Consider the following 21,086-nt stretch of genomic DNA (forward strand, 5'->3'; position numbering starts at 1 on the left):
ATTATATAGGCTTTACTTCGGCGAGAAGTCGGGCAGGCCGGTCATCAGCCACCACTTCTTCTTTTCCGTGTCGTAGCGCCAGCGCTGATGGTCGATGACGGTGCGCTCGGCCTGGGTGTTGATGTTGACCACGTTGATCTGGACGACCTGGACGACTTCGTTCTCGCCGTCGGGCCGTGGGCCGCTGCCGTCGTCGTAGCCGGTGACGCGCAGCTGGCCCAGACGACCCTGGTCGATCGAGCTCAGCGGATGCTCGGTGGCGTAGTCCTTGTCGATGAAGCCCTGTGCGCTTTCCCAGTCGCCCCAACGGATGGACGATCCGTAGCCCGCCGTTGTGCGGGTGAGCGCTTCGTTACGGATATCGGTCGCGCAACCCGAGAGCAGGGAGACGACAAGAATCAGGGCAAGCAGGGCAATACGGCGCATGGCAGGTTCCATCGTGGCGTCGGCCGGCATTATGCCCGTCGTTTGGCGACGAAACGCGCATCCATGCTGGCCAGGGGCTTTCCGTCGGCGCCGGGCACGACACAGGTGAAGTCCCCGCGTGCCCGTCCGCGAGCCTTGAGCATGGTGAAGAAGCCCTTCCAGTTGGCCCCTGGTGCCAGCGTCGCCTCGGCGCGGAGGTCCGCCCAGATGGGGTCCAGGTAGCGCACCGTGGAGTCGGCGACGAAGACATCGCAATCCTCGCCCCGCTGGCGTAGCACGGCCTCGACCAGCGCCCAGCAGGTCAGGGTCATCATGGCGACGATGCTGCCGCCGAAGGCGCAGGCCTTGTCGTTGATGTTGGGCAGCAACGGTGCCGTCATGACCAGACGCATGCCATCGAAGCTGTCGATGCTCACCGCCATGGCCCGCGCGAGGGGAATGCCATCGAGGATGAAACGCTCGAGATCGGCGAGGGAGATGTCGTTGGGAGTCATAAGCAGTCAAGTCTACGAGGCAAGGCAAACCGTTCGCACCCGTATGGCGCGACCACGACCTTCGGCATTGGTCCACCGGTGCGCTTCTTCCTATTCTGCGCACTCAGTAGCAGGATGCTTTCGTGAGCCGTAGCCACCCTCTTCGTAACGTCACCGTTGTCATCACCCGCCCCGCGGGTACGGCTGGGCCGCTTTCCCGGCGAGTTCGCAAGCTCGGTGGGATCCCGGTGAGCGTGCCGGGGCTTTCGCTCCGTGCCACGGAAGACGCTTCCGCCGTGGATGCCGCGCTGCGTGCAGCGCTCCAGGGCGATGTCCTCGTCTTCACCAGCCCGGCCGCCGTACGGTTCGCCGCCGATGTCCTGCCGCTGGCCACCCGTGCCACGGTGATCGCCGTGGGTCGCGGTACCGCCCGGGCACTGAGAACGGCCAACCTCACCGATGTGCGTTTTCCCGAGGCGTCCCAGGACAGCGAGGGCGTGCTCGGCCTGCCCGAGCTGGCGATGATAAGCGGCAAGCGTGTTGCCCTGATCGGCGCCCCGGGCGGCCGGGGGCTGTTGCGCGAACAACTGGTGGCGCGCGGTGCCCAACTGGATGAAGTCCACGTCTACCACCGCGTAGCGCCCCGAATCGACCGTCGTCACATCGATCCGTTACTCAAGCTGGGACGCCGTTCCGCGGTGCTGTTGTCCAGCGCGGAGGCCCTGGATCACCTGCATCGTGCGCTGATCGCCCCGGCCTGGCGCCGGTTGGTCCAGGCCGTTGCCGTGGTCAGCAGCGAACGGCTCCGTGACATCGCCCTGGATACGGGATTTGAGCGCGTCGTGGTCGCGCGCTCGGCGCTTCCGGGTGACCTTCTCGCGGCCGCGTCCGAGGTCTCGTTCACGCGCCGTTGAGGGATGTATTCCATGCGTTGGCGTATGGCCTGCTAGCATGCCTCGCATGACGACCGAGACCCCACCGACCGCACCCATCCCGGCGACGCCGGCCCCGGCCGCCGCGCCTGCCTCCGCCAGCGCCCGTCGGCCGACAGATCCGGCGCCGCGTCGAGGCGGTGGCGCACTTGCCCTTGCCATCCTGATCTCGCTGGCCGCCCTAGGCGCCGCGGGTTACACCGCGTGGACGGTGTGGAACATGCGCCAGGACCTCGGCGCTGCCAACGGCCTTCGCGGCCAGGTGGATACCCTGCAAGGCACGGTGGACGGCCTGCGCGACGACAACGCCAACCTGCGCCGTCGCGTCAGCGACGCCGATGGCGTGAACCGCTCGGCTCGTGAAGAGGTGCTCGGCGTTTCCGAGCGTACGAAAAATCTTGAAGACGCCGTCGCCAATCTGTCCGAGCGTAGCTTGAGTGGTCACGACGCGATGCTTCTCGACGAAGCGGAATCCCTGCTGCGCATGGCCAAGGAGCGCTTCGCGCTGTTCGGCGATGCCAGCGGCGCCCTGTCGGCGTACGACCTTGCGGATAAGACACTGGCCGGCGTGAACGACACCGCTTTTGCGCCCGTCCGCCAGAGCCTCACGGCCGAGCGCGAAGCGCTCTCCGGTGTCGCACCCTCGGCGCGGGCGAGTGATCTGGCTGTGTTGGCGGACCTGCGTGCGCAGATTCCGATGCTGCCGCTGAAAGACCTCGACGCGCCGGTGAGCACGACCGAAACCCGCGGATTCTGGCAGCGCGCCGGCGATGCCCTGGGCAGCATCGTCAAGGTCAGCCACGACGACGGCACGCCGATGGGCCTGGCCGACGATCGCATCGCCCGTGAACTCGCCGCGCTCGACGTCGCTCACGCGGAGGCTGCCGTGCTGGCTTACGACGACCTGGGTCGTGCCGCCGCCCTGAAGCGCGTGGACGCTACGCTCGAGGCACGTTTCAATCCGAACTCGCCCACGGTGCAGGCTGCACGCGCGCGCATCGCTGCGTTGCTCGCCAGCCAGGCCAAGGGTGCCGAGCCGAAACTGGGTGCGGCGTTGAGCGAACTGCGTAACCTGCGGCAGGTTCATGCGCTACAGGCGGGCTCCGTCGCTGCGCCGGCGCATGCCGGTTCGTCTGCGCATCCCGCTTCTGCAGCCTCGGCCGCACCTGCCGCCGCTGCGCCCGCGTCCGCTTCGACGTCGGCTTCGAAGGTTTCGCCATGAAGCTCTGGCGCTGGATCGTCGGCCTCATCCTCGTAGCGGCTATTGCGGCGTTTGCCTGGCACTGGGTCGCTGACGATCCGGGCTATGTGCTGATCCACCTGCGCGGCACCACGCTGCAGCTGACCGTGGTCAGTGCGGTGGTCATCCTTCTTCTCGCCTGGGCGGTGATTGCCGCTCTGGTGACCCTGATCCGCTGGCCCTTCGGCGCGCTGAACCGCCGGCATCGCAGGCTGAGTCGACGTCGGCTCGCCGACGGTCTTGTTGCCCTGATCGAAGGCCGTCACGGGGAAGCAGAGCGCGACCTCCATCGCGCGGCTCGCTATCCGTCCGTGCGTGGGCCGTCGTTGCTGGCGGCTGCCGAAGCGGCCGAGCGTCACGGAGAGTCCACGCGTGCGCTCGAAACGCTGGATCAGGCCGCTCAGGAAACGCCACGTGCGGCACGCGTGCTGCGTGCGCGTCTGCTTCGCCGCGCCGGTCGTGCAACCGAAGCGGCAGCTCTGCTGGCGCCGGAGGCAAGCAGTGCATCGCTGACACCCTCGGGCTGGGTGGAATACGCCGAGGCGTCGCTGAAATCCGGCGATGCGCGCAACGCCGTTCGCGCGATCGAGCCACTGCAGAAGTCAGGCGAACTCGGTGCCCGCGCGTTCTCCGACCTCGAGAGCCGGGTGGTTGCCGCGTACGTTGCCAGCGCGCCCGACGGTGCGTCGCTCTCCGCACTGTGGTCACAGCTGCCGAAGGGTCAGCGACGTCTGTCGGCCGCGGTCGATGCCTATGCGCGTCGCGCATCGGGGTTCGGCCAGAGTATGGCGGCGATGGACGAGATCGAAACCGCCCTGCGTCGCGAATGGTCACCGTCACTTATCGCCACCTATGGCGGCATGGGCGCGGAAGATCTCGAACAGCGACTGCGCCGTGCTGAAGGCTGGGTCGATACGCATCCGAATGATGCCGCGCTGCTCACCGCGGTCGGGCGTATGTGCGTGCGTGCGCGACTGTGGGGAAAGGCGAAGCCCTTCCTCGAGCGTGCGCTGGCCATCGAGCCGAATGCAAACGCATGGGAAGCGCTTGGTGACGTTTATGTCGGCGAAGCGCATCCGGAACTGGCCCAGCGTTGCTATCGCAATGCGCTGGCGCTGGCCCGTGGCGAGGCCACCGAAGCCTTGCCGGAGTCGCGTAACCATCGCATCGATACACGCGTCACCGCGGTGGAAGAGCGTGACCAGCATGGAGTGCCGCGGCTGTCCCCGTAAATCGCTTGCGGACGTCTACGTGGCGTCAGCAGGCATCTCGATATCCACGGGATTGCTCGGGTCCTGTTCCTCGGTTTGCGCCACTTCTTCGATGCTGGCGGTTCCGACGCTGGGCGCTACGCGTTGGATGTAGCGGACCCTGTATCGACGTCCGGGGAGGAGTCGGTAGTCCAGTGACAGGTCCACGTCGCGCAGGCGCGTCTCGCCTGCGCTCAGGGTGTCGTAGTAAGCACGAGCGTCGCCCGGTGGGGTGGGTGCTTCCTTGCCGATGAATGCCGCCTTCGCTCCGGCGTCGTCTACGATGTCGAAGATATTGCTCTGGAGATGGCCGCCGGAAGTGAACAAGGGTGACCTGGCTTCGAGGAGATAAACCGGCCCGGTGGTCATGTTTTTCACGGTTACCGAAATGATGGCGTGGCCGTCCGAACGCCCTTGCTGGTGCGGGTCGATCCGCACATAAAGCAGCGGATCCGGATGTGGATCGTCGGTGAGCGATGCGGTAAGGCGGCCAACGCCGATAATCAGCGCGAGGAAAAGAATTCCCCACACCGGGTATGTCGACCGAAGGCTTGGCATGCGCCAGCGACGCTTTCGGGCGGTCGCTTCGAGAGACTGCCGTTGCGGCGCGGGCAGCCCTTCATAGAGGGAAGACCACTCGCGTTGGCGAGCTGGCGCGATATAGAGGCTAAGGTAAGACGGACACCGGCGGAAATCCTCGCGCACTTCACGCCAGCGCTTGACGATATTCAGGGCTAGCGGGGAGGGCGCCGCTGCTGCCTGCTCAATCAGTGCGAGCCGACGCGTGCGAACGCGATGAGGCAGGCCGTTCCACGCCATGCGCTGCGCTTCCACGGCTTCGATCCAGAGTCCTTTCGGACCCAGAGCTGCGACATGCCCAATTTCCTGCCAATGGAAGTGCTCCAGTGCGGCGTCGAACACGGAGGCACGCCTCGTGATAAGCGCTCGGGCAAGGCGATCGACGAGCACCTCTTCAAATATGCCGGGCGCATCGATGTATTGAAGGCGGAGTTCCGCCGTGCAGGCTTCGAGTTCCCGTCGAATATCCGCGTCCGTGCCATGGGCAACTCGCGTGGCCAACCGTTCGACCAGACGCGTGGCCTGTTCCTGCGGGCTCACCGCGATCGGCGCGGGGCGGACGGATAGTTCATCTTCCCCGCGGGACGCCACGAGCTCACTGGCATGGTCGGCTTGCGCAGGTTCGCGCTCATCGGTGACCCACGCACGCGCGGCTTCGTAAGCTTCGCGCAGGCGCGCAAAGGCCGCTGGGTCGGCAGCCTGGTCGATCAACTTCACGCGCGTCGCGTAGGCGCGCCGAACAGCGCGCTCATCGGCATGCGGCGGAAGTTCCAGCATCTCGAGAAACCATGGCATCGACATCCGCTGGGGTTCCCTCAGTCGATCAGGTCGGGAGTGAACGGGTCGCTGGCTTCGACGGCCTGCAAGGCTTCGCGGAACAACGCGGCTTCGCGCGCGACGAGCCGCGGGTCCTGTGTCGCCAGGGTCTGCTCGAAGTGCAGGACCCTTTGCCCGAGCTGATCGCGCGCCTGGCCGAGCAGCTGCTCATAAAGCCGTTCGGCGCGGGCAAGCAGGGTGCGATTTTCCAGCGTGTCTCTCGGGTGCACCTTGAGTGCGATCAGTGTCTCGAGACGTTGCGCGACATCTTCAGATGACAGGCTGCCCTCGTGGCCCTCGATCACAAGGCGGCGCGTTTCCGAGGTTGCCACGACCGTCACTTCCACCTCGAGCAAGCCGTTGACATCGTAAGTGAAGCGCACATCCACGCCGTCCCCATGACCGGGGCCGGAAGCCAGGGGCGCGGTTACTGCGCCCAGCAGGATGTTGTCGCGGACCAGGCGCGATTCGCCCTGATAGACATCGATGCGAATCGATGACTGGCTTGGATCGAGCGGCACGTAACGCTGCACGCGACTGACCGGTACCACGGTGTTGCGCTGGATGATCGGCGAGTACAGGCCATCCGTTCGGGTTCCGCCTTCCACGCGGCGCGAGATCGCCGTGCCGAGGGTGTATGGACAGACATCCGTCATGACCATCTCGTCGAGCGCTTTATCTTTCATCTTCAGCCCGGCCTGGACTGCAGCGCCGAGGGCGACCACTTCATCCGGATTGTGGCCCATCGCGGGGAAGCGTCCGAACATGCGCGTAGCGAGCGCACGAATCATGGGCATGCGCGTCGCACCGCCGGCGAGGACCACGTCGTTTCAGGTCGGCGGCGCGGATGCGCGCATCGCGAAGGGCACGCTCGATCGGTCGCCACAGGCGCAGCAGGAGCGGCTGAGACAGCTTCTCGAAGCGGTCCGGATCGAGTTCCACCCGCGCGTCATTGCCGCGCCAGGAGATATCGAACGCGGTGCTTGCCTGGGTGCCGAGTTCACGCTTTGCTTTCTCGGCGCGCGCGATGAGCCGCTGCATGAAGGCCGCATCGGTGCGCGCCGCTTCGGGGATGCCCTTCTGGAAAGCGATGTCGGCAATCAGCATGACGAAGTCTTCGCCGCCCAGCATGTTGTCCCCAGCGCTGGCGCGCACTTCCATCACACCGTCGAACATCTCCAGAATGGAGACATCGAACGTGCCGCCCCCGAGATCGAACACGAGAAACTGTGTTTCACCCTGCGCATCGTGCAGTCCGTAGGCCAGCGCGGCAGCCGTGGGTTCGTTGAGCAGCCGTTCCACGCGCAGCCCGGCCAGTTCGCCGGCAACACGGGTCGCCTTGCGCTGGGCATCGGAAAAATAAGCCGGCACCGTGATGATCGCCTCGGTGATGGGCACGCCGAGCGCGGCCTCGGCGTCCGCCTTGAGCGAGCGCAGCACCAGGGCGGAAAGCTCCTCCGCCCGGTAGTCCCGGTCGCCCAGGCGCACGGTCCGCGCACTACCCATGTAACGCTTGAACAGCGAGGCGGTCTGCTCGGGGTGTGTCTGCAGTCGTTCGCGCGCGGCCTCGCCGACCAGCACGCTACCGTCCTGGTCGATACCCACGCAGGAGGGCGTGAGCATCGCGCCCAGGGCATTCGGAATCAGGCGCGGCGCGCCGTCGATCCACGCCGCGACGAGACTGTTGGTGGTGCCGAGGTCGATCCCGACGATCATGCTTGTCTGTCCCCTGGTGCGTTGGAGCCCTTACAACGCGGTCAGATTCGCGTAAGCGTAAACCAGCCACTTGCTCCCGGCATCCTCGAAGTTCACCTGGAGGCGCATATGTGCCCCGGCGCCCTCGGCGCTGACCACGGTGCCCTCGCCGAACTTGGGGTGGCTGACCCGCTGGCCGAGCGCGATGGGTGAGGCTTCGACCAGTGAAGCGTTACCGCCGCCGCCCGAAAAGCGATCCGCGTAGGCGGGTCGCGACACCTGCACCCGGGGGCGCAGCTCATCGATCAGTTCCGGCGGAATCTCGCCCAGGAAGCGGGACGGCCGGGCCAGCATCTCGGTGCCGTGCATGCGGCGCGACTCGGCGTGGGAGACGTAGAGCCGTTCGCGAGCGCGGGTGATGCCGACGTAAGCGAGGCGACGTTCTTCCTCGAGGCGATTCTCTTCTTCGGTGGAACGCTGGCTCGGAAACAAGCCTTCTTCCATGCCGACGAGGAAGACGATGGGAAACTCCAGGCCCTTGGCCGAATGCAGCGTCATCAGCTGCACGCAGTCGTCCCATGCCTCGCCCTGGCCTTCGCCTGCTTCCAGTGACGCGTGGGAAAGGAAGGCCGAGAGCTCGTTGAAACCGGCGTCGACGTCTTCCGGGGTCATCTCGAAGCGGCTGGCGACGTTGACCAGCTCGTCCAGGTTCTCGACGCGTGCTTCGCCGTTGCCGCGCTTGTCGTTCTCGTAGAAGTCGCGCAGGCCGGTATGGAGGATGGCATGCTCGATCTGTTCGGCGAGGCTGAGGGCCGTCGGGCTTTCGTCGCCGTCGAGCTTGTCATGACCGCCGAAAGTGCGCGCGAGGTTGTCCACGAGGCCGATGAAGCCCTTGAGCGCATTCTTCGCACGCCCCGCGAGGCCGCCGATGGACGCTTCGGTCAGCATCGCTTCCCACATCGAGGTGCTATCGTTCCGCGCGCGCCGACGGAGCTCGTCGAGCGTGCGGTCGCCGATGCCGCGAGGCGGCGTGTTCACCGCGCGCTCGAACGCGGCGTCGTCATGGCGGTTGGATGCCAGGCGCAGGTACGCCAGGGCATCCTTGATTTCAGCGCGCTCGAAGAAGCGCAGGCCACCGTAGACGCGGTAGGGCAGGTCGCGCTGGATCAACTGTTCTTCGAAGTTGCGCGACTGGGCGTTGGAGCGATAGAGGATGGCGCAGTCGCGCGCACTGCCGGTTTCGGCGATGTGCTCGCGAATACGCTCGATGACGAAGCGGGCCTCGTCCTGTTCGTTGTACGCGGCGTACAGGGCGATGCGCTCGCCTTCGCCGCCGTCGGTCCACAGCTGCTTGCCGAGGCGACCGCCGTTGCGCGAGATGACCGCATTGGCGGCGTTGAGGATCGTCGACGTGGAGCGATAGTTCTGCTCCAGGCGGATCGTCTTCGCGCCGGGGAAGTCGTTGAGGAATTGCTGCACGTTTTCGACTTTCGCGCCGCGCCAGCCGTAGATGGCCTGGTCGTCGTCACCGACCACGAAGGCCTGGCCCGTGCTGCCGGCAAGCACGCGGATCCACGCGTACTGCAGCGTGTTGGTGTCCTGGAACTCGTCGATCAGCAGGTAGCGCCAGCGATCCTGATAGTGCTTGAGAACCTGGGGGTCCTTCAGCCATAGCTCGTGCGCGCGCAGCAGGAGCTCGGCGAAGTCGACCAGCCCGGCGCGTTGGCACTGCTGTTCGTAAGCCTTGTAGATCTCGACGAAGGTGCGCGTGACCGGATGATCGCGGTGTTCGATGGCGTCCGGTCGTTTGCCTTCGTCCTTCCAGTTGTTGATCTGCCAGCTGGCCTGACGCGGCGGGAACCTGGCTTCATCCAGCCCAAGGCCCGCGATGATGCGCTTGATCAGGCGTTGCTGATCGTCCGAGTCGAGGATCTGGAAGCCCTCGACCAGGCCTGCCTCACGCCAGTGGCGCCGGAGCAGGCGATGGGCGATGCCGTGGAAGGTGCCGACGGTCAACCCCTGCGTGCCTCCGGGAATGATCCCGTCCAGGCGCGTGCGCATCTCGCCCGCGGCCTTGTTGGTGAAGGTCACGGCGAGAATGGCCCACGGGGGTACCCGCTCGACCTGGGTGAGCCAGCCAATACGATTGATCAGCACCCGGGTCTTGCCGGAGCCGGCGCCAGCCAGGATCAGATAGTGACCCGGCGGGGCGCTGACGGCCTCGCGTTGGGCATCGTTGAGGGAATCGAGGAGATGGGAAACATCCATCTCCCGATTGTACCGGCTAGGGGGGCCCTAAGACCCCTCGAAGGCGGTCAACGCTTCTGCGCAATGCCCGCAACGGCAACGAGGCCGCCGATAACGATGCCGGCAATGCCGACCCACTGCGGGATCGACTTGTCGTGCGTGGCTTCGAGCTTGGCCGAGCCGATAGAGGCGACCGTGTCGGTCTTCTGATAGCTGCCATTGCCCAGGGTGACCCACAGGCCAAGCCCGATAAGGATGACGCCGACGACGATGAGACCTGCGCGCATGGTGATTCCTCCCGTTCCAAGTGGCGCCGAGGATGCGGGGGCGGATGTGCAGATGGTGTAGGCAAAAAAAACCCCGAGAGCCAGGGGAGCTCTCGGGGCGGGGTGGAAGACCGGAACCAGGGGAAGAACCGGTCCACCTTGAGGGGGTCTCTAGGGAGGCGAGACCCACCGATGGGACGCCGTTGCGTGCGTCCGAATATATAGACGGACAAATGAGGGCAAAGTTGCATCGCGGAGGCAAAAAAAATCAGCCCGTGTTCATGGACTGATTTTTCAACGACTTGGCGCAGGCGGAAATCTATGACTAAACGAAAAACTTACGTATGGACGGCCAAACCGGCCGGAAAAGCTTAGCTTTGCCTTAGTGCGCCTCGTCCCAGTTCGCGCCCACCCCGATATCCACCTGAAGCGGCACGCTGAGTTGGGCTGCTCCGGTCATGTGGGTCTCGATCCCGGCGCGCACTTCGTCCACCGCGTCGGCACGAACTTCGAAGACCAGTTCATCGTGCACCTGCATGAGCATGCGGACATCGTCGCGCGGCGCGATCCACGCGGAGACGGCGATCATGGCGCGCTTGATGATGTCGGCCGCCGTTCCCTGCATGGGCGCGTTGATCGCCGCGCGTTCGGCGCCGGCGCGGAAGGCCTGGTTGCGAGATGTGAGATTCTCGAGATAAAGGCGACGACCGAACAGCGTCTGGACGTAGCCGTCGCGATGGGCCTGTTCGCGCGTGGCGTCCATGAACGCACGGACACCCGGGTAGCGAGAGAAGTAGCGGCCCATGTAGTCGGATGCTTCGCCACGGTCGACACCGAGCTGCTTGGCGAGACCGAAAGCACTCATGCCGTACATCAACCCGAAGTTGATCGCCTTCGCTGCACGGCGCTGGTTGGTCGTGACCTCGTCGGCGGTCACGCCGAAGACCTCCGCCGCCGTCGCGCGATGCACGTCGCCGCCTTCCCTGAAGGCACGCACGAGGCCTTCGTCGTTCGACAGATGGGCCATGATGCGTAGCTCGATCTGCGAATAGTCGGCGGCGACGATGCGCCAGCCCTCCGGCGCAATGAAGGCCTGGCGGATTCGCCGGCCTTCTTCGGTGCGCACCGGAATGTTCTGGAGGTTCGGGTCGGACGAGCTTATGCGCCCGGTGGCGACGGCGCCCTGGTGGTAGCTCGTGTGCACGCGACCCGTGCGCGGATTGACGATGCCGGCGAGCTTGTCCGTATACGTCGAGCGCAGCTTGGCGAGGCCTCGGTATTCGAGGATCAATCGCGGCAGCTCGTGCGTTTCAGCGATGGCTTCCATCGCTTCTTCGTTGGTCGAAGGCTGGCCGGTCGGCGTCTTGATCTTCGCGGCCAGGCCCAGCTCGTCGAACAGAACCGCCTGCAACTGCTTGGGCGAGTCCAGGTTGAACTCGTGGCCTGCCGACGCGTAGGCGAGTTGTTGCAACTCCACCATGCGCTTGCCGAGTTGCTGGCTCTGCAGGCGCAGCACGTTGGCGTCGATGAGCACGCCGGTGCGTTCCATTTTCGCCAGAACCGGAACCAGCGGGATCTCGATGTCTGCATACACATCGCGCAGCGAGGGCTCGGCTTCGAGCTTTGGCCACAAGGCGTGATGCAGGCGAAGCGTTACGTCGGCATCCTCCGCGGCGTAGCGGCAGGCCGTATCGATATCCACCTGCGAGAACGAGATCTGTTTGGCGCCCTTGCCGGCCACCTGCTCGTACTTGATGGTGGTGTAGCCGAGGTAGCGCGTCGCCAGGGAATCCATGTCGTGCCGCGTTGCCGTCGCGTTGTAGATGTACGACTCCAGCATGGTGTCGTGCAGGAGACCTTTCACCTCGATGCCGTAGTGCGACAGGATGTTGATGTCGTACTTGCCATGCTGACCGACCTTCGGGCGCGAGGCGTCCTCGAAGATGGGCTTCAGCGCGCCAAGCACGTGGTCGCGCGGCAACTGCACCGGGGCACCGGGATAGTCGTGGCCCAGGGGGATGTAGGCCGCCTTGCCCGGTTCCACCGCGAGCGACACGCCGACGATATCGGCCAGCATCGCGTCGATGCTCGTGGTCTCGGTGTCGAAAGCAATCAGGGGTGCGGTTTCGAGCTTCTCAAGCCAGGCAGCCAGGCGGTCTTCGGTGACGACCAGTTCGTAAACGCCCTCGGCCGAGAGCGCGGCATCCAGGATCGTGTCCACGGCGGCGGGTCTGGCACTGGCGCCGGGCGCGGCGCCAGTGGCCGATGCAGGGGCGGTGACCGTAGCGCCTGCACTATCGAGGTCCTTCAGCGCGGCCTTGAAGTCGTATCGCGCGTAGAGTTCGCGCAGCGCGTCGGTGTCACGTTCGCGCATGCCCAGCTGCGTCGGACGGAACTCGAGCGGTACGTCGGTACGGATGGTGACCAGCTCGCGCGACAACGGCAGGCGCGGGATCGCCGCGCGCAGGTTCTCGCCGATCTTGCCGCCGACTTTATCGGCGTTGGCGAAGAGGTTCTCGAGGTTGTGGTACTCGCCAAGCCATTTCGCGGCCGTCTTCGGTCCGCACTTTTCCACGCCTGGCACGTTGTCGATGCTATCGCCCATGAGCGTGAGGTAGTCGACGATCTGGTCGGGCCGCACGCCGAACTTGGCGAACACGCCGTCCACGTCCATCGTGGTGTTGGTCATCGTGTTGACCAGCAGCGTATGCGGGCCAACCATCTGCGCGAAATCCTTGTCGCCGGTCGAGATGATCGTGTGGATGCCTTCCTCGGCCGCCTGGCGGGCGAGGGTACCGATCACGTCATCGGCTTCCACGCCGGGCACGCATAGGATCGGAAAGCCAAGCGCGCCGACGATCTTCATCATCGGATCGACCTGCGCCCGCAGGTCGTCGGGCATCGACGGGCGGTTGGCCTTGTACTCGGGGTAGAGATCGTCGCGGAACGTGCGCCCGGGTGCATCGCAGACGAAGGCAACGTAGTCCGAGCCGGCCTTCATTGTCGTGCGCAACATGTTGACGATGCCGAAGAGCGCGCCGGTAGGCTCGCCGAAGGCGTTGGTCAGGGGCGGCAGCGCGTGGAACGCGCGATACAGGTACGACGACCCGTCGATAAGCGTGAGCGTAGGCATACCCCCGATTCTCTCATGGCCGAACGGGCACCGTCCGTTCACGTGGAAAGCGGCATGGGCCTTGCTATCCTCGTCACCCCGCACGGAGATTCCCCATGAACCGCTCGCACGCCCTCGTTGCCGCGCTCGCCCTGGCCCTGGCACTCCCGGTGGCCGCCCAGACCGCCACGGATCCGAAGCTGACGCCATTGCCACCGCCGCCGGCGCTCAACGACCCGGGCGTCAAGGCAGGGGAGCCGGACCGCTCCGGGCAGAAGCCGATCGAGCGACCGGTGCCGTACGATGAAGCTCAGGACGGCCGCACCACGCCGGCGACGTCGGATGCCCAGGGCTCCACGCGTTCGCCCGTGGCGCTGCCCTCGATGCGGGACAACGGCGGGACCGACGCACGTGGCCAGGAGCCGCCCCAGGTGACGATTCGCCAGCAGGGCGACGACCAGGTCCAGGAATATCGCTCGGGCGGCAAGCTGACCATGATCGTGGTGACCCCGAAAAACGGCGTTCCCCAGACCTACATGGCGGATCCCGAGGGCAAGCTGCACGACCCGAAGAACGGCCCGGTCGATCCGGTCTATTACAAGGTCTACGAGTGGGGCGCCGCACCCAAGCCCGTCGATTCGAACTGAGCGGCGGCTTTCAGCCGTCCAGCTCGGGGTAGTGGCGGAAGATGCCCGTGGTGTTGAACGGGATCCGCCGCTCCGAGGCCAGATACGCGGCGATATTCGGCCGCTCTGCCACGCGTTTCTGCAGGTCGCGAAGCAGGGGAACTTTCTGCTTCGACATGGCTTTGGGAAACGCGTACTCCAGGCCCTCCATGATCTGGAAAAGCGAAAGGTCCACGTAGGAATGCTCGCGTAGCGGAAACCTTCCACCACCGCGCTCCAGCGCCTTCTCGAAGTAACCGAGGAACTTGGGAATGCGGTTCTCGCGGAAATCCTTCGAGCGCTTCTTCGCCTCCGCCTTCTGGTCCTCGTAGTAGAGCTCCGAGGCCACGGGGTGGTGCGTGTCGTGCACCTCGGCGACGAGATCGGTGATGGTCAGCTCGAGTTGGTGGGCGTGCAGACGCTTCGATTCACTGTCGGGTACAAGGTCGTGGCGAGGTCCCAGGTACTGGAGGATGTTGGCTACCTGGGCGACGATCAATCGACCGGATTTCAGGAAGGGTGGCGCATACGGCACGGCACCTTCGTGTTCGCCATCAAGGAAGGCTGTCATCACCTCGTCGCCCTCGATCCGCGCGACATCCGTGTATGCGGCACCCGCGTCCTCCAGGCATAGCCGCACGAATTCACCGCGGCCCTGCAAACCGGTCCAGTAATACAGCTGGTAGCTCATCGTGTGCCTCCTGTCGGAAGGCCGCGATGATGCGTGGCCGTCGCTCAAGCCAGCGTGAGTGCGACGTCGCGAAACGCGTTCCAGACCGTCAGTGCCGGCGGGGAGAGGGAACGAGCTCGCCGCCGCAGCAGCGTCACCTCGCGATAAACGTCGGGCGATAGGTGCACCGCGACGAGGCCTGGCCGCAGGGCATCCAGTGACAGCGCCGGTGTTACGGTGACGCCGAGCCCCGCCTCCACCATGCGAAACGCCGTATGCGGATGGCCGACTTCCCACGCCACGCGAACCGGGATGCCACGCGAGGCCAGCGCCGCGTCGATCAGCCGGCGCGACCCCGAGGCGTAATCGAGCAGGATGAGTGACTCGTTCCCGAGGGCTTTCCAGGCGATATGTCGTTTCGCGGCAAAAGGATGATCGGCCCGGCAGACCACCCGGAACGGATCACGCAGGATGGTTTCAACGTCGAATTCGTCGGGCGTCGCCGGCTCGACCGTCAACCCGAAATCCACTTCGCCCCCGCGTACGGCATCCAGTACCTGGGCCTGGCTCTGGTCGCGCAGGATGATCTCGATCCGCGGATGTTCCTCCGCCGAGCGCGCGATGCACTGGGGCACGAGACCGGCAGATAACGTGGGTACCGCCGCCACGCGAACTCGGCCGCGCAAGGGATCGGCCTGGGTACGTACGTGCGTGAGTACGCCGTCGAGTTCGTCGAGCACGCGGGAGGCCGCCTGTTCCAGATAGCGTCCGGCCTCGGTGGGAACGACTTCTCGGGTACTGCGATCGAACAGGCGTACATCCAGTTCGGACTCGAGGTCGGCGATCAATCGGCTGACGGCGGGTTGGGAGAGATGCAGGGCCTCCGCGGCGCGACGGAAATGCCGGTGGCTGGCCACGGCAAGGAAGGCGCGGAGCTGGCGCATCGAGACATTCATGTGATTAATGTATCACTGCATGAGATAAAACGATTTGTCTTATCAGTGAAGAGAGGATGCAATAGCGTCATCCCGCCCTCTGCCGGTCACCCGCCATGCGTCGCTTCCTCCCCGATGGTTTCACCCTCTCGCTGATCGCCACGGTGTTGCTGGCCAGCTTCCTGCCGGGCCGCGGCGCCGTCGCCCAGGTATTCGGTGGCCTGACCGATGTCGCCATCGCCTTGCTCTTCTTCCTGCACGGGGCGAAATTGTCACGCGAGGCCGTCGTGGCGGGCATGACTCACTGGCGGCTGCATCTCACGGTGCTGGCCAGCACCTTCGTCCTGTTCCCCCTGCTTGGGCTCTTGCTGAAGCCGGTGCTGTCGCCGCTGGTAAGTCCGGACCTTTATCTCGGGATATTGTTCCTGTGCACGTTGCCGTCCACGGTGCAGTCGTCGATTGCGTTTACGTCCATCGCGCGGGGCAACGTGCCTGCGGCGATTGTCTCGGCATCCGCGTCGAGCATGCTCGGCATCTTCATTACGCCGTTACTGGTCGGGGTGATGATCGCCGGAACGGGGCAGGGTGGCCTGTCATGGCATTCGGTAGGGGCGATCGTGTTGCAGCTGTTCGTCCCCTTCGTCGCTGGCCAGATCGCCCAGCGCTGGATCGGCGGCTGGGTTCGCAAGCACGCCACCCTACTCACCTTTGTCGATCGTGGATCGATCCTGTTAGTGGTTTACACGGCTTTCAGCGCGGCCGTGTTGCAAGGGTTGTGGAAGCAGTTGCCGCTGCCTGTGCTCGGCGGGCTGATCGTCGTCAACGTGGTCCTGCTGGCGTGTGCCCTGCTGGCGACGCGTTGCGGGGCACGTGCGCTTGGCTTTTCACGCGACGACGAAATCACCATCGTGTTCTGCGGTTCGAAGAAGAGTCTGGCCTCAGGTGTGCCGATGGCGAAGGTGTTGTTCGCCGGGCATCCGCTGGGACTGATCGTGTTGCCGATCATGTTGTTTCATCAGATCCAGCTGATGACCTGTGCGGTGCTGGCGCGGCGGTATGCGATGAAGCTTGAGGTCGGGTCGAATCTTATCGCGAGCACCCATCGCCGCTGAAGCGGCTCCCACAAAAGCGGCTCTTACAATAGCGGCTCCCACGCCCGCCGACCGGTGGGCGGGTTCCCGCAACCCATCCTTCGAAGCGGCGTTTGTGGGAGCCGATTCATCGGCGATTCCGCAAAGGTTCTTAATGGCGGAAGTGGCGAACGCCCGTAAACACCATCGCCATATCATGCTCATCGGCGGCAGCGATGACTTCGTTATCCCGCATGGAACCACCGGGCTGGATCACCGCGCGAATGCCAGCGGCCGCGGCAGCGTCGATACCATCGCGGAACGGGAAGAATGCATCGGAGGCCATCGCGCTGCCCGGCACCACCAGGCCAGCTTCCTCGGCCTTCAGGCCGGCGATCTTTGCACTGACCACGCGGCTCATCTGGCCGGCGCCGATGCCGACGGTGCGATTGTCGCGGGCATAAACGATGGCGTTGGACTTGACCATCTTGGCCACGCGCCAGGCGAACAGGAGGTCGTCCAGTTCGGCGGGCGTCGGCTGACGCTTGCTGACGACCTTGAGTTCGTCGCGCTGCACCTGGCGATCGTCGGCCGTCTGCACCAGCAGGCCGGATCCGACGCGCTTGATGTCGTGGGTATTGCGGCCTTCCCCCAGCGGGATCTCGAGCACGCGCACGTTGGCTTTCCTGGTCGCTTCCTCGACGGCACCGGCATCGACGGCGGGGGCGATCAGCACTTCGACGAACTGACGCTTGAGGATCACCTTTGCCGTTTCGGCGTCCAGCGGGCGGTTGAAGGCGATGATGCCGCCAAAGGCCGACGTGGGATCGGTGGCGTAAGCCAGCTCATAAGCGGCGAGCGGATCGGCAGCGACAGCGACGCCACAGGGATTGGCGTGCTTGACGATGACGCAGGCGGGTGCGTCGAACTGGCGCACGCATTCCCACGCGGCATCGGCATCGGCGATGTTGTTGAACGAGAGTTCCTTGCCCTGCAGCTGGCGGAAGGTCGCCAGCGTGCCCGGGGCGGGATACAGGTCGCGGTAGAAGGCGCCGGCCTGATGGGGATTCTCGCCGTAACGAAGGTCCATCACCTTCACGAAGCGTCCGTTCGACTGCCCGGGGAACTCGGCATGCCCGGCGACCGCCGTATGGCTCTGGTCGAGCGTCACGCCCGAGAGGTAATCGCTGATCGCTGCGTCGTAGTTGGACACGCGATTGAATGCGGCCACGGAAAGCTTGAACCGCGTAGCGCGCGAAAGGCCGCCCTTGCCTTCGATCTCGCTCAACGCACTTTCGTACTGAGCGGGGTCGGTAAGCACGCCGACATCGTTCCAGTTCTTCGCTGCCGCGCGCAGCATCGCCGGGCCACCGATGTCGATGTTCTCGATCGCGTTCTCCAGCGAGCATGCCGGATCGGCCACGGTCCGTTCGAATGGATAGAGGTTCAGCACGAGGAGGTCGATCGGCAAGATGCCATGCTCGGCCATCACGGCGTCGTCAGTGCCCCGGCGGCCGAGAAGTCCACCATGCACGCGCGGGTGCAGCGTCTTCACGCGGCCGTCCATGATCTCGGGGAAGCCAGTGAGGTCGCCCACATCGCGTACCGGAATGCCGGCATCGCGCAACGCCTTCGCGGAGCCGCCCGTGGAGAGGATTTCGACGTTGGCCGCGACGAGGCGTCGGGCGAGTTCGGTCAGGCCCCGCTTGTCGGAAACGCTGACGAGCGCGCGGCGGACGGAAACGAGATCGGGCGTGGGCATGGGCACTTCCGGGGAGGAAAGCGCTCCATTATAGCGGCCCTTTAGGAAATGCCGTGGGCGGCCAGCTTCTTGCGCAGGGTGGCACGGTTGATGCCCAGGGCCACGGCGGCCCGGCTCTGGTTGCCTTCGTGGAAGGCGAGCACTTCACGCAACAGGGGACCTTCGACTTCGCGGATTACGAGTGCGTGAAGACCTTCGCCGCCTTCTGTATCGCCGATATCCGCCAGGTAACGGCGGACGGTACGGCTGACGCATTCGCTGAGGGCACTCTGCATGGAGGTCTCGTTGGCGGCCTCGCCAGCAGTCAGTCTCACAGCGTTCAAGGCATTCCCCTCTCGCAGGCCAGGGCACAGGTCCCCGGTCGGTTCTTTTCAGTATGGCCGCTTGGATTGCGACACGGCCACACCGTAGAAGGGGGGTCGAGCGTCGCGAAGGGAATCGAGTGTACTCGTCCCGGGAGACGATGTGCAGGCTTGTAAAAAGAAATTTTTTCGAACGGTCAGTCGAAGCTGAAGGCGAAGGCGACCGCCCGCTGGCCCGGGTCTTGCACCTCGAACACCATCGCTGTGGTCGCGCCGCCATCCAGGCCATGTGCGCGCACGCCGGCATCGCCGACGTAGTCGACCGGCTCGAAGCGCCGCATGGCGAGTCGCTGGCCGTTGGCGTCCGATAGCACGATGGTGACGACGGGATAGGGCTGCGCGAACGATGCATCGTTTCGTACGCTCGCCGTGATCAGCAGGCCGTCCCGCACAGCGGGATGCTGTTCGACGTCGCGAGCGAGCAGCCGCAGGTGTCCGGGATCCGCGACCAGGGGCAGGCGACAGCCGACGACGGAGCAGCCGGCCTGCAGGGCCGCGCCGATCGTGGGATCGGCGATGAGCGAGTCGCGCTTGGCCCAGGCGAGCTGGGCGCCCAGGCCAAGCAGCAGTGCCACGCAGACCGTCGTCCATACGAGGCTTTGCCAGGCGCGCCGACGCGTCTTGGCGAATTTCGGGGTGAAGGTCAGCTGGGAGAAATCTTCCGCGACAGCGTCGGCATCGACGGGTTCATCACCGGCATGGTCCGGTGCGTGCGGGACGGGCCGCGGCCTGAACACCGCGACCTCGGCCAGGGGTGGTTCCTGGTCGAGTGCGTGTTCCGGTAGTCGTGTGAACGGCTCCGGCGGCAGCTGGGCGGCCAGTGTGCCAAGCGCGTTGAATACCGCTCCGCAATGCCCGCAGCGCACACAGCCGCAGGCGGGCACCAGCAGCTCTGCTTCCAGTTTGTAGACCGTGAGGCACTCGGGACACTGCGTATACATCGTTCGATCATAACGTGCGCGACCGGTAGAATCGTCTACTCGCTTACCGAATGGCCGTCCCGATGCCCTGGCTCGAACTCTCCCTGACGATCCGCGCCGCCGAGCAGCCGCGGGTCGAAACCGCGCTGGAAGACCTCGGCGCGCTGTCCATCACCCTGCAGGATGCGGATGCCGAAACGCCCGATGAAGAGGCCATCTTCGAGCCCGGCGTCGGCGAGCTGCCACTGTGGAACCAGATCGTCCTGAATGCGTTGTTCGACGCCGACACCGACAAGCGCGGCCTCACCGAAGCGATCGCCGACGACCTTCCGTTCATCGAGCCGGCGCAGATCACCTGGCGCGTGGTCGACGACCAGGACTGGACACGTGCGTGGATGGACCAGTTCAAGCCGATGCCGTTCGGCCGGCGTCTGTGGGTCTATCCGTGGAACATCGAACCACCGGTCGAGGGCGACATCGTCGTCGTGCGACTCGACCCGGGCCTGGCCTTCGGTACGGGCACCCATCCCACCACGGCGATGTGCCTGGAATGGCTCGACGGCCAGCAGATGGCAGGCAAGTTGGTTCTCGACTACGGCTGCGGCTCGGGCATCCTCGCCATCGCTGCGTTGAAGCTGGGCGCGTCGCGCGCCGTTGGCATCGACAACGATCCACAGGCGCTCATTTCCTCGCATGACAACGCGGAGCGTAACGGCGTCCATGCGGATCTGGCCGTCTATCTGCCGGGCGAGGCGCCTGTCGAGCTTGCCGATGTGCTCGTCGCGAACATTCTCGCGGGGCCGCTGGGTGAGCTTGCACCAACGTTTGCCGCCGCCATCAAGCCCGGTGCGCCGTTCGCGCTGTCGGGCATCCTGCACGGCCAACACGAGGAGCTTCTCGTGCGCTACGCGGAATGGTTCGACGATCTCGAAGTCCGCACCCTGGAAGACTGGGTGCGCATCAGTGGCCGCCGCCGCGGCTGACACTGTGGGAGCCGCTTCAGCGGCGATGCTTTCCTTCGGCGGGGCCAGACGTCACGGCGCAGAGCCTCCGGTGCCTGGAGGGTAGTGCGCAGAGCCTTCGGTGCCCACCCTCGCTGCTCAGACACCCCTCCGCGTTTCGTACCGGAAGGCCGCTACCGCGGCTCATGTACTTATTTGGCCTACGGCCGCTCCACTTGTCGGGAACTCGCCTCGAGGGTGGGCACCGAAGACTCTCCTGAACCCTGAGGTTCGTGGGGTCGAGCTGACGAAGCGAAGCCGCTTCGGCTGTCGGCTCGTCGCCATCGCCATCGCCAAGAGGGTCCGCTCCAACGCAACGGTCGCGATTCTCCGCGTGAGTCAGCGCAGCGGCGAGGAAGCGCTCACCGAACGGAATGCATGCACCAGCACGACGGCCGTGACGGCCCGCTTCGGCGGCCACACCCACTCCAGCGGCTCTCCTCCCCGCTGACCGTATCGTCGTGAGAGACCTTGGTGTCCACCCTCGAGGCGAGTTCCGGACAAGTGGAGCGGCCGTAGGCCAATAAGAACATGGCTGCGGAGCGGCTTTCCTTTTCGAACGCGGAGGACTGTCTGAGCAGCGAGGGTGGGCACCAAGGTCTCCTTGCGAGACGCCCAAGTGTGCGGCCAACGGGCCATCGCCGCTGAAGCGGCTCCCACATGGC

The 21,086-nt window shown here is 65.2% G+C and carries 19 protein-coding genes; 6 read left to right on the forward strand and 13 right to left on the reverse strand.

The window, feature by feature from the left end; translation table 11 throughout:
* Positions 1-12 precede the first annotated feature (12 nt).
* Both ACVWWJ_RS03240 and ACVWWJ_RS03245 read right to left on the reverse strand, forming a co-directional pair.
* Entirely contained in the window at positions 13-426 is a 414-nt protein-coding gene (locus tag ACVWWJ_RS03240; RefSeq protein ID WP_159892463.1) for a hypothetical protein, read from the reverse strand.
* A 29-nt stretch (positions 427-455) separates the two neighbouring features.
* The gene (locus ACVWWJ_RS03245) at positions 456-920 is read right to left on the reverse strand and encodes a YiiD C-terminal domain-containing protein (protein WP_159892465.1); all 465 of its coding nucleotides are present in this window, start codon (positions 918-920) and stop codon (positions 456-458) included.
* A gap of 122 nt (positions 921-1,042) precedes the next feature.
* Between ACVWWJ_RS03245 and ACVWWJ_RS03250 the strand changes: the two genes are divergently transcribed.
* Genes ACVWWJ_RS03250 through ACVWWJ_RS03260 form a run of 3 tightly spaced genes read left to right on the forward strand, consistent with a single transcriptional unit; the run spans position 1,043 to position 4,303 of the window.
* Positions 1,043-1,813, forward strand: a complete 771-nt coding sequence (locus tag ACVWWJ_RS03250; RefSeq protein WP_159892467.1) for a uroporphyrinogen-III synthase — start codon at positions 1,043-1,045, stop codon at positions 1,811-1,813.
* A gap of 46 nt (positions 1,814-1,859) precedes the next feature.
* Positions 1,860-3,053 (forward strand): uroporphyrinogen-III C-methyltransferase, encoded by a 1,194-nt coding sequence (locus ACVWWJ_RS03255; RefSeq protein ID WP_456966753.1) that lies wholly within the window; start codon positions 1,860-1,862, stop codon positions 3,051-3,053.
* Positions 3,050-4,303, forward strand: a complete 1,254-nt coding sequence (locus ACVWWJ_RS03260; protein ID WP_456966754.1) for a heme biosynthesis HemY N-terminal domain-containing protein — start codon at positions 3,050-3,052, stop codon at positions 4,301-4,303. The genes ACVWWJ_RS03255 and ACVWWJ_RS03260 overlap by 4 nt, the downstream gene beginning before the upstream one ends.
* Positions 4,304-4,318: 15 nt before the next feature.
* On the opposite strand, the gene ACVWWJ_RS03265 is transcribed toward ACVWWJ_RS03260, so the two are convergent.
* The 6 genes from ACVWWJ_RS03265 to polA form a co-directional block, all read right to left on the reverse strand.
* Positions 4,319-5,701, reverse strand: a complete 1,383-nt coding sequence (locus ACVWWJ_RS03265) for a hypothetical protein (protein WP_456966755.1) — start codon at positions 5,699-5,701, stop codon at positions 4,319-4,321.
* Between the two features lie 14 nt (positions 5,702-5,715).
* Positions 5,716-6,513, reverse strand: a complete 798-nt coding sequence (locus ACVWWJ_RS03270) for an Hsp70 family protein (RefSeq protein ID WP_456966756.1) — start codon at positions 6,511-6,513, stop codon at positions 5,716-5,718.
* Positions 6,443-7,432 carry an Hsp70 family protein gene (locus ACVWWJ_RS03275; protein ID WP_456966757.1) on the reverse strand — a complete coding sequence of 330 codons (990 nt, stop codon included), beginning with the start codon at positions 7,430-7,432 and terminating at the stop codon, positions 6,443-6,445. The genes ACVWWJ_RS03270 and ACVWWJ_RS03275 overlap by 71 nt, the downstream gene beginning before the upstream one ends.
* 30 nt (positions 7,433-7,462) lie before the next feature.
* The gene (gene uvrD / locus ACVWWJ_RS03280) at positions 7,463-9,679 is read right to left on the reverse strand and encodes a DNA helicase II (protein ID WP_456966758.1); all 2,217 of its coding nucleotides are present in this window, start codon (positions 9,677-9,679) and stop codon (positions 7,463-7,465) included.
* Positions 9,680-9,726: 47 nt separating this feature from the next.
* Positions 9,727-9,945, reverse strand: a complete 219-nt coding sequence (locus tag ACVWWJ_RS03285; RefSeq protein WP_159892476.1) for a hypothetical protein — start codon at positions 9,943-9,945, stop codon at positions 9,727-9,729.
* A gap of 361 nt (positions 9,946-10,306) precedes the next feature.
* A complete protein-coding gene (polA, locus tag ACVWWJ_RS03290) occupies positions 10,307-13,057 on the reverse strand; it encodes a DNA polymerase I (RefSeq protein ID WP_456966759.1) in 2,751 nt (916 codons plus the stop codon).
* Between the two features lie 95 nt (positions 13,058-13,152).
* On the opposite strand from polA, the gene ACVWWJ_RS03295 reads away from it, so the two are divergent.
* Complete coding sequence (locus tag ACVWWJ_RS03295; RefSeq protein WP_456966760.1) at positions 13,153-13,683, forward strand: DUF2782 domain-containing protein; 531 nt, start codon at positions 13,153-13,155, stop codon at positions 13,681-13,683.
* A gap of 10 nt (positions 13,684-13,693) precedes the next feature.
* Here the strand turns inward: ACVWWJ_RS03295 and ACVWWJ_RS03300 are convergent, their stop codons facing one another.
* Together ACVWWJ_RS03300 and ACVWWJ_RS03305 are read right to left on the reverse strand one after the other, a co-directional pair.
* Complete coding sequence (locus tag ACVWWJ_RS03300) at positions 13,694-14,392, reverse strand: glutathione S-transferase (protein ID WP_456966761.1); 699 nt, start codon at positions 14,390-14,392, stop codon at positions 13,694-13,696.
* Between the two features lie 44 nt (positions 14,393-14,436).
* Positions 14,437-15,315, reverse strand: coding sequence for a LysR family transcriptional regulator (locus ACVWWJ_RS03305; protein WP_200851688.1), 879 nt, complete (start codon positions 15,313-15,315; stop codon positions 14,437-14,439).
* Between the two features lie 107 nt (positions 15,316-15,422).
* Here ACVWWJ_RS03305 and ACVWWJ_RS03310 point away from each other — a divergent pair, with 107 nt between their 5' ends.
* Entirely contained in the window at positions 15,423-16,418 is a 996-nt protein-coding gene (locus ACVWWJ_RS03310; protein ID WP_456966762.1) for a bile acid:sodium symporter family protein, read from the forward strand.
* 130 nt (positions 16,419-16,548) lie between these two features.
* Here ACVWWJ_RS03310 and purH read toward each other — a convergent pair whose 3' ends face one another.
* The 3 genes from purH to ACVWWJ_RS03325 all read right to left on the reverse strand — a co-directional run bounded on the left by purH (position 16,549) and on the right by ACVWWJ_RS03325 (position 19,441).
* Positions 16,549-18,138 carry a bifunctional phosphoribosylaminoimidazolecarboxamide formyltransferase/IMP cyclohydrolase gene (purH, locus tag ACVWWJ_RS03315; protein ID WP_456966763.1) on the reverse strand — a complete coding sequence of 530 codons (1,590 nt, stop codon included), beginning with the start codon at positions 18,136-18,138 and terminating at the stop codon, positions 16,549-16,551.
* Between the two features lie 41 nt (positions 18,139-18,179).
* Complete coding sequence (locus ACVWWJ_RS03320; protein WP_052767339.1) at positions 18,180-18,413, reverse strand: helix-turn-helix domain-containing protein; 234 nt, start codon at positions 18,411-18,413, stop codon at positions 18,180-18,182.
* 224 nt (positions 18,414-18,637) lie between these two features.
* Positions 18,638-19,441, reverse strand: coding sequence for a zinc-ribbon and DUF3426 domain-containing protein (locus ACVWWJ_RS03325; RefSeq protein WP_456966764.1), 804 nt, complete (start codon positions 19,439-19,441; stop codon positions 18,638-18,640).
* A gap of 62 nt (positions 19,442-19,503) precedes the next feature.
* Here ACVWWJ_RS03325 and prmA point away from each other — a divergent pair, with 62 nt between their 5' ends.
* Positions 19,504-20,403: a 50S ribosomal protein L11 methyltransferase gene (gene prmA, locus ACVWWJ_RS03330; protein WP_456966765.1), complete on the forward strand. Its 900-nt coding sequence runs from the start codon at positions 19,504-19,506 to the stop codon at positions 20,401-20,403.
* Positions 20,404-21,086 lie beyond the last annotated feature (683 nt).

The organism is Luteibacter sp. HA06 (assembly GCF_054061215.1).

What these genes read in the sequence shown, in the direction of transcription:
- ACVWWJ_RS03240 (WP_159892463.1), bottom strand. Translation starts at nt 426, where the DNA reads ATGCGCCGTATTGCCCTGCTTGCCCTGATTCTTGTCGTCTCCCTGCTC.
- ACVWWJ_RS03245 (WP_159892465.1), bottom strand. Translation starts at nt 920, where the DNA reads ATGACTCCCAACGACATCTCCCTCGCCGATCTCGAGCGTTTCATCCTC.
- ACVWWJ_RS03255 (WP_456966753.1), top strand. Translation starts at nt 1,860, where the DNA reads ATGACGACCGAGACCCCACCGACCGCACCCATCCCGGCGACGCCGGCC.
- ACVWWJ_RS03260 (WP_456966754.1), top strand. Translation starts at nt 3,050, where the DNA reads ATGAAGCTCTGGCGCTGGATCGTCGGCCTCATCCTCGTAGCGGCTATT.
- ACVWWJ_RS03265 (WP_456966755.1), bottom strand. Translation starts at nt 5,701, where the DNA reads ATGTCGATGCCATGGTTTCTCGAGATGCTGGAACTTCCGCCGCATGCC.
- ACVWWJ_RS03270 (WP_456966756.1), bottom strand. Translation starts at nt 6,513, where the DNA reads ATGCCCATGATTCGTGCGCTCGCTACGCGCATGTTCGGACGCTTCCCC.
- ACVWWJ_RS03275 (WP_456966757.1), bottom strand. Translation starts at nt 7,432, where the DNA reads ATGATCGTCGGGATCGACCTCGGCACCACCAACAGTCTCGTCGCGGCG.
- uvrD (WP_456966758.1), bottom strand. Translation starts at nt 9,679, where the DNA reads ATGGATGTTTCCCATCTCCTCGATTCCCTCAACGATGCCCAACGCGAG.
- ACVWWJ_RS03285 (WP_159892476.1), bottom strand. Translation starts at nt 9,945, where the DNA reads ATGCGCGCAGGTCTCATCGTCGTCGGCGTCATCCTTATCGGGCTTGGC.
- polA (WP_456966759.1), bottom strand. Translation starts at nt 13,057, where the DNA reads ATGCCTACGCTCACGCTTATCGACGGGTCGTCGTACCTGTATCGCGCG.
- ACVWWJ_RS03295 (WP_456966760.1), top strand. Translation starts at nt 13,153, where the DNA reads ATGAACCGCTCGCACGCCCTCGTTGCCGCGCTCGCCCTGGCCCTGGCA.
- ACVWWJ_RS03300 (WP_456966761.1), bottom strand. Translation starts at nt 14,392, where the DNA reads ATGAGCTACCAGCTGTATTACTGGACCGGTTTGCAGGGCCGCGGTGAA.
- ACVWWJ_RS03305 (WP_200851688.1), bottom strand. Translation starts at nt 15,315, where the DNA reads ATGCGCCAGCTCCGCGCCTTCCTTGCCGTGGCCAGCCACCGGCATTTC.
- ACVWWJ_RS03310 (WP_456966762.1), top strand. Translation starts at nt 15,423, where the DNA reads ATGCGTCGCTTCCTCCCCGATGGTTTCACCCTCTCGCTGATCGCCACG.
- purH (WP_456966763.1), bottom strand. Translation starts at nt 18,138, where the DNA reads ATGCCCACGCCCGATCTCGTTTCCGTCCGCCGCGCGCTCGTCAGCGTT.
- ACVWWJ_RS03320 (WP_052767339.1), bottom strand. Translation starts at nt 18,413, where the DNA reads ATGCAGAGTGCCCTCAGCGAATGCGTCAGCCGTACCGTCCGCCGTTAC.
- ACVWWJ_RS03325 (WP_456966764.1), bottom strand. Translation starts at nt 19,441, where the DNA reads ATGTATACGCAGTGTCCCGAGTGCCTCACGGTCTACAAACTGGAAGCA.
- prmA (WP_456966765.1), top strand. Translation starts at nt 19,504, where the DNA reads ATGCCCTGGCTCGAACTCTCCCTGACGATCCGCGCCGCCGAGCAGCCG.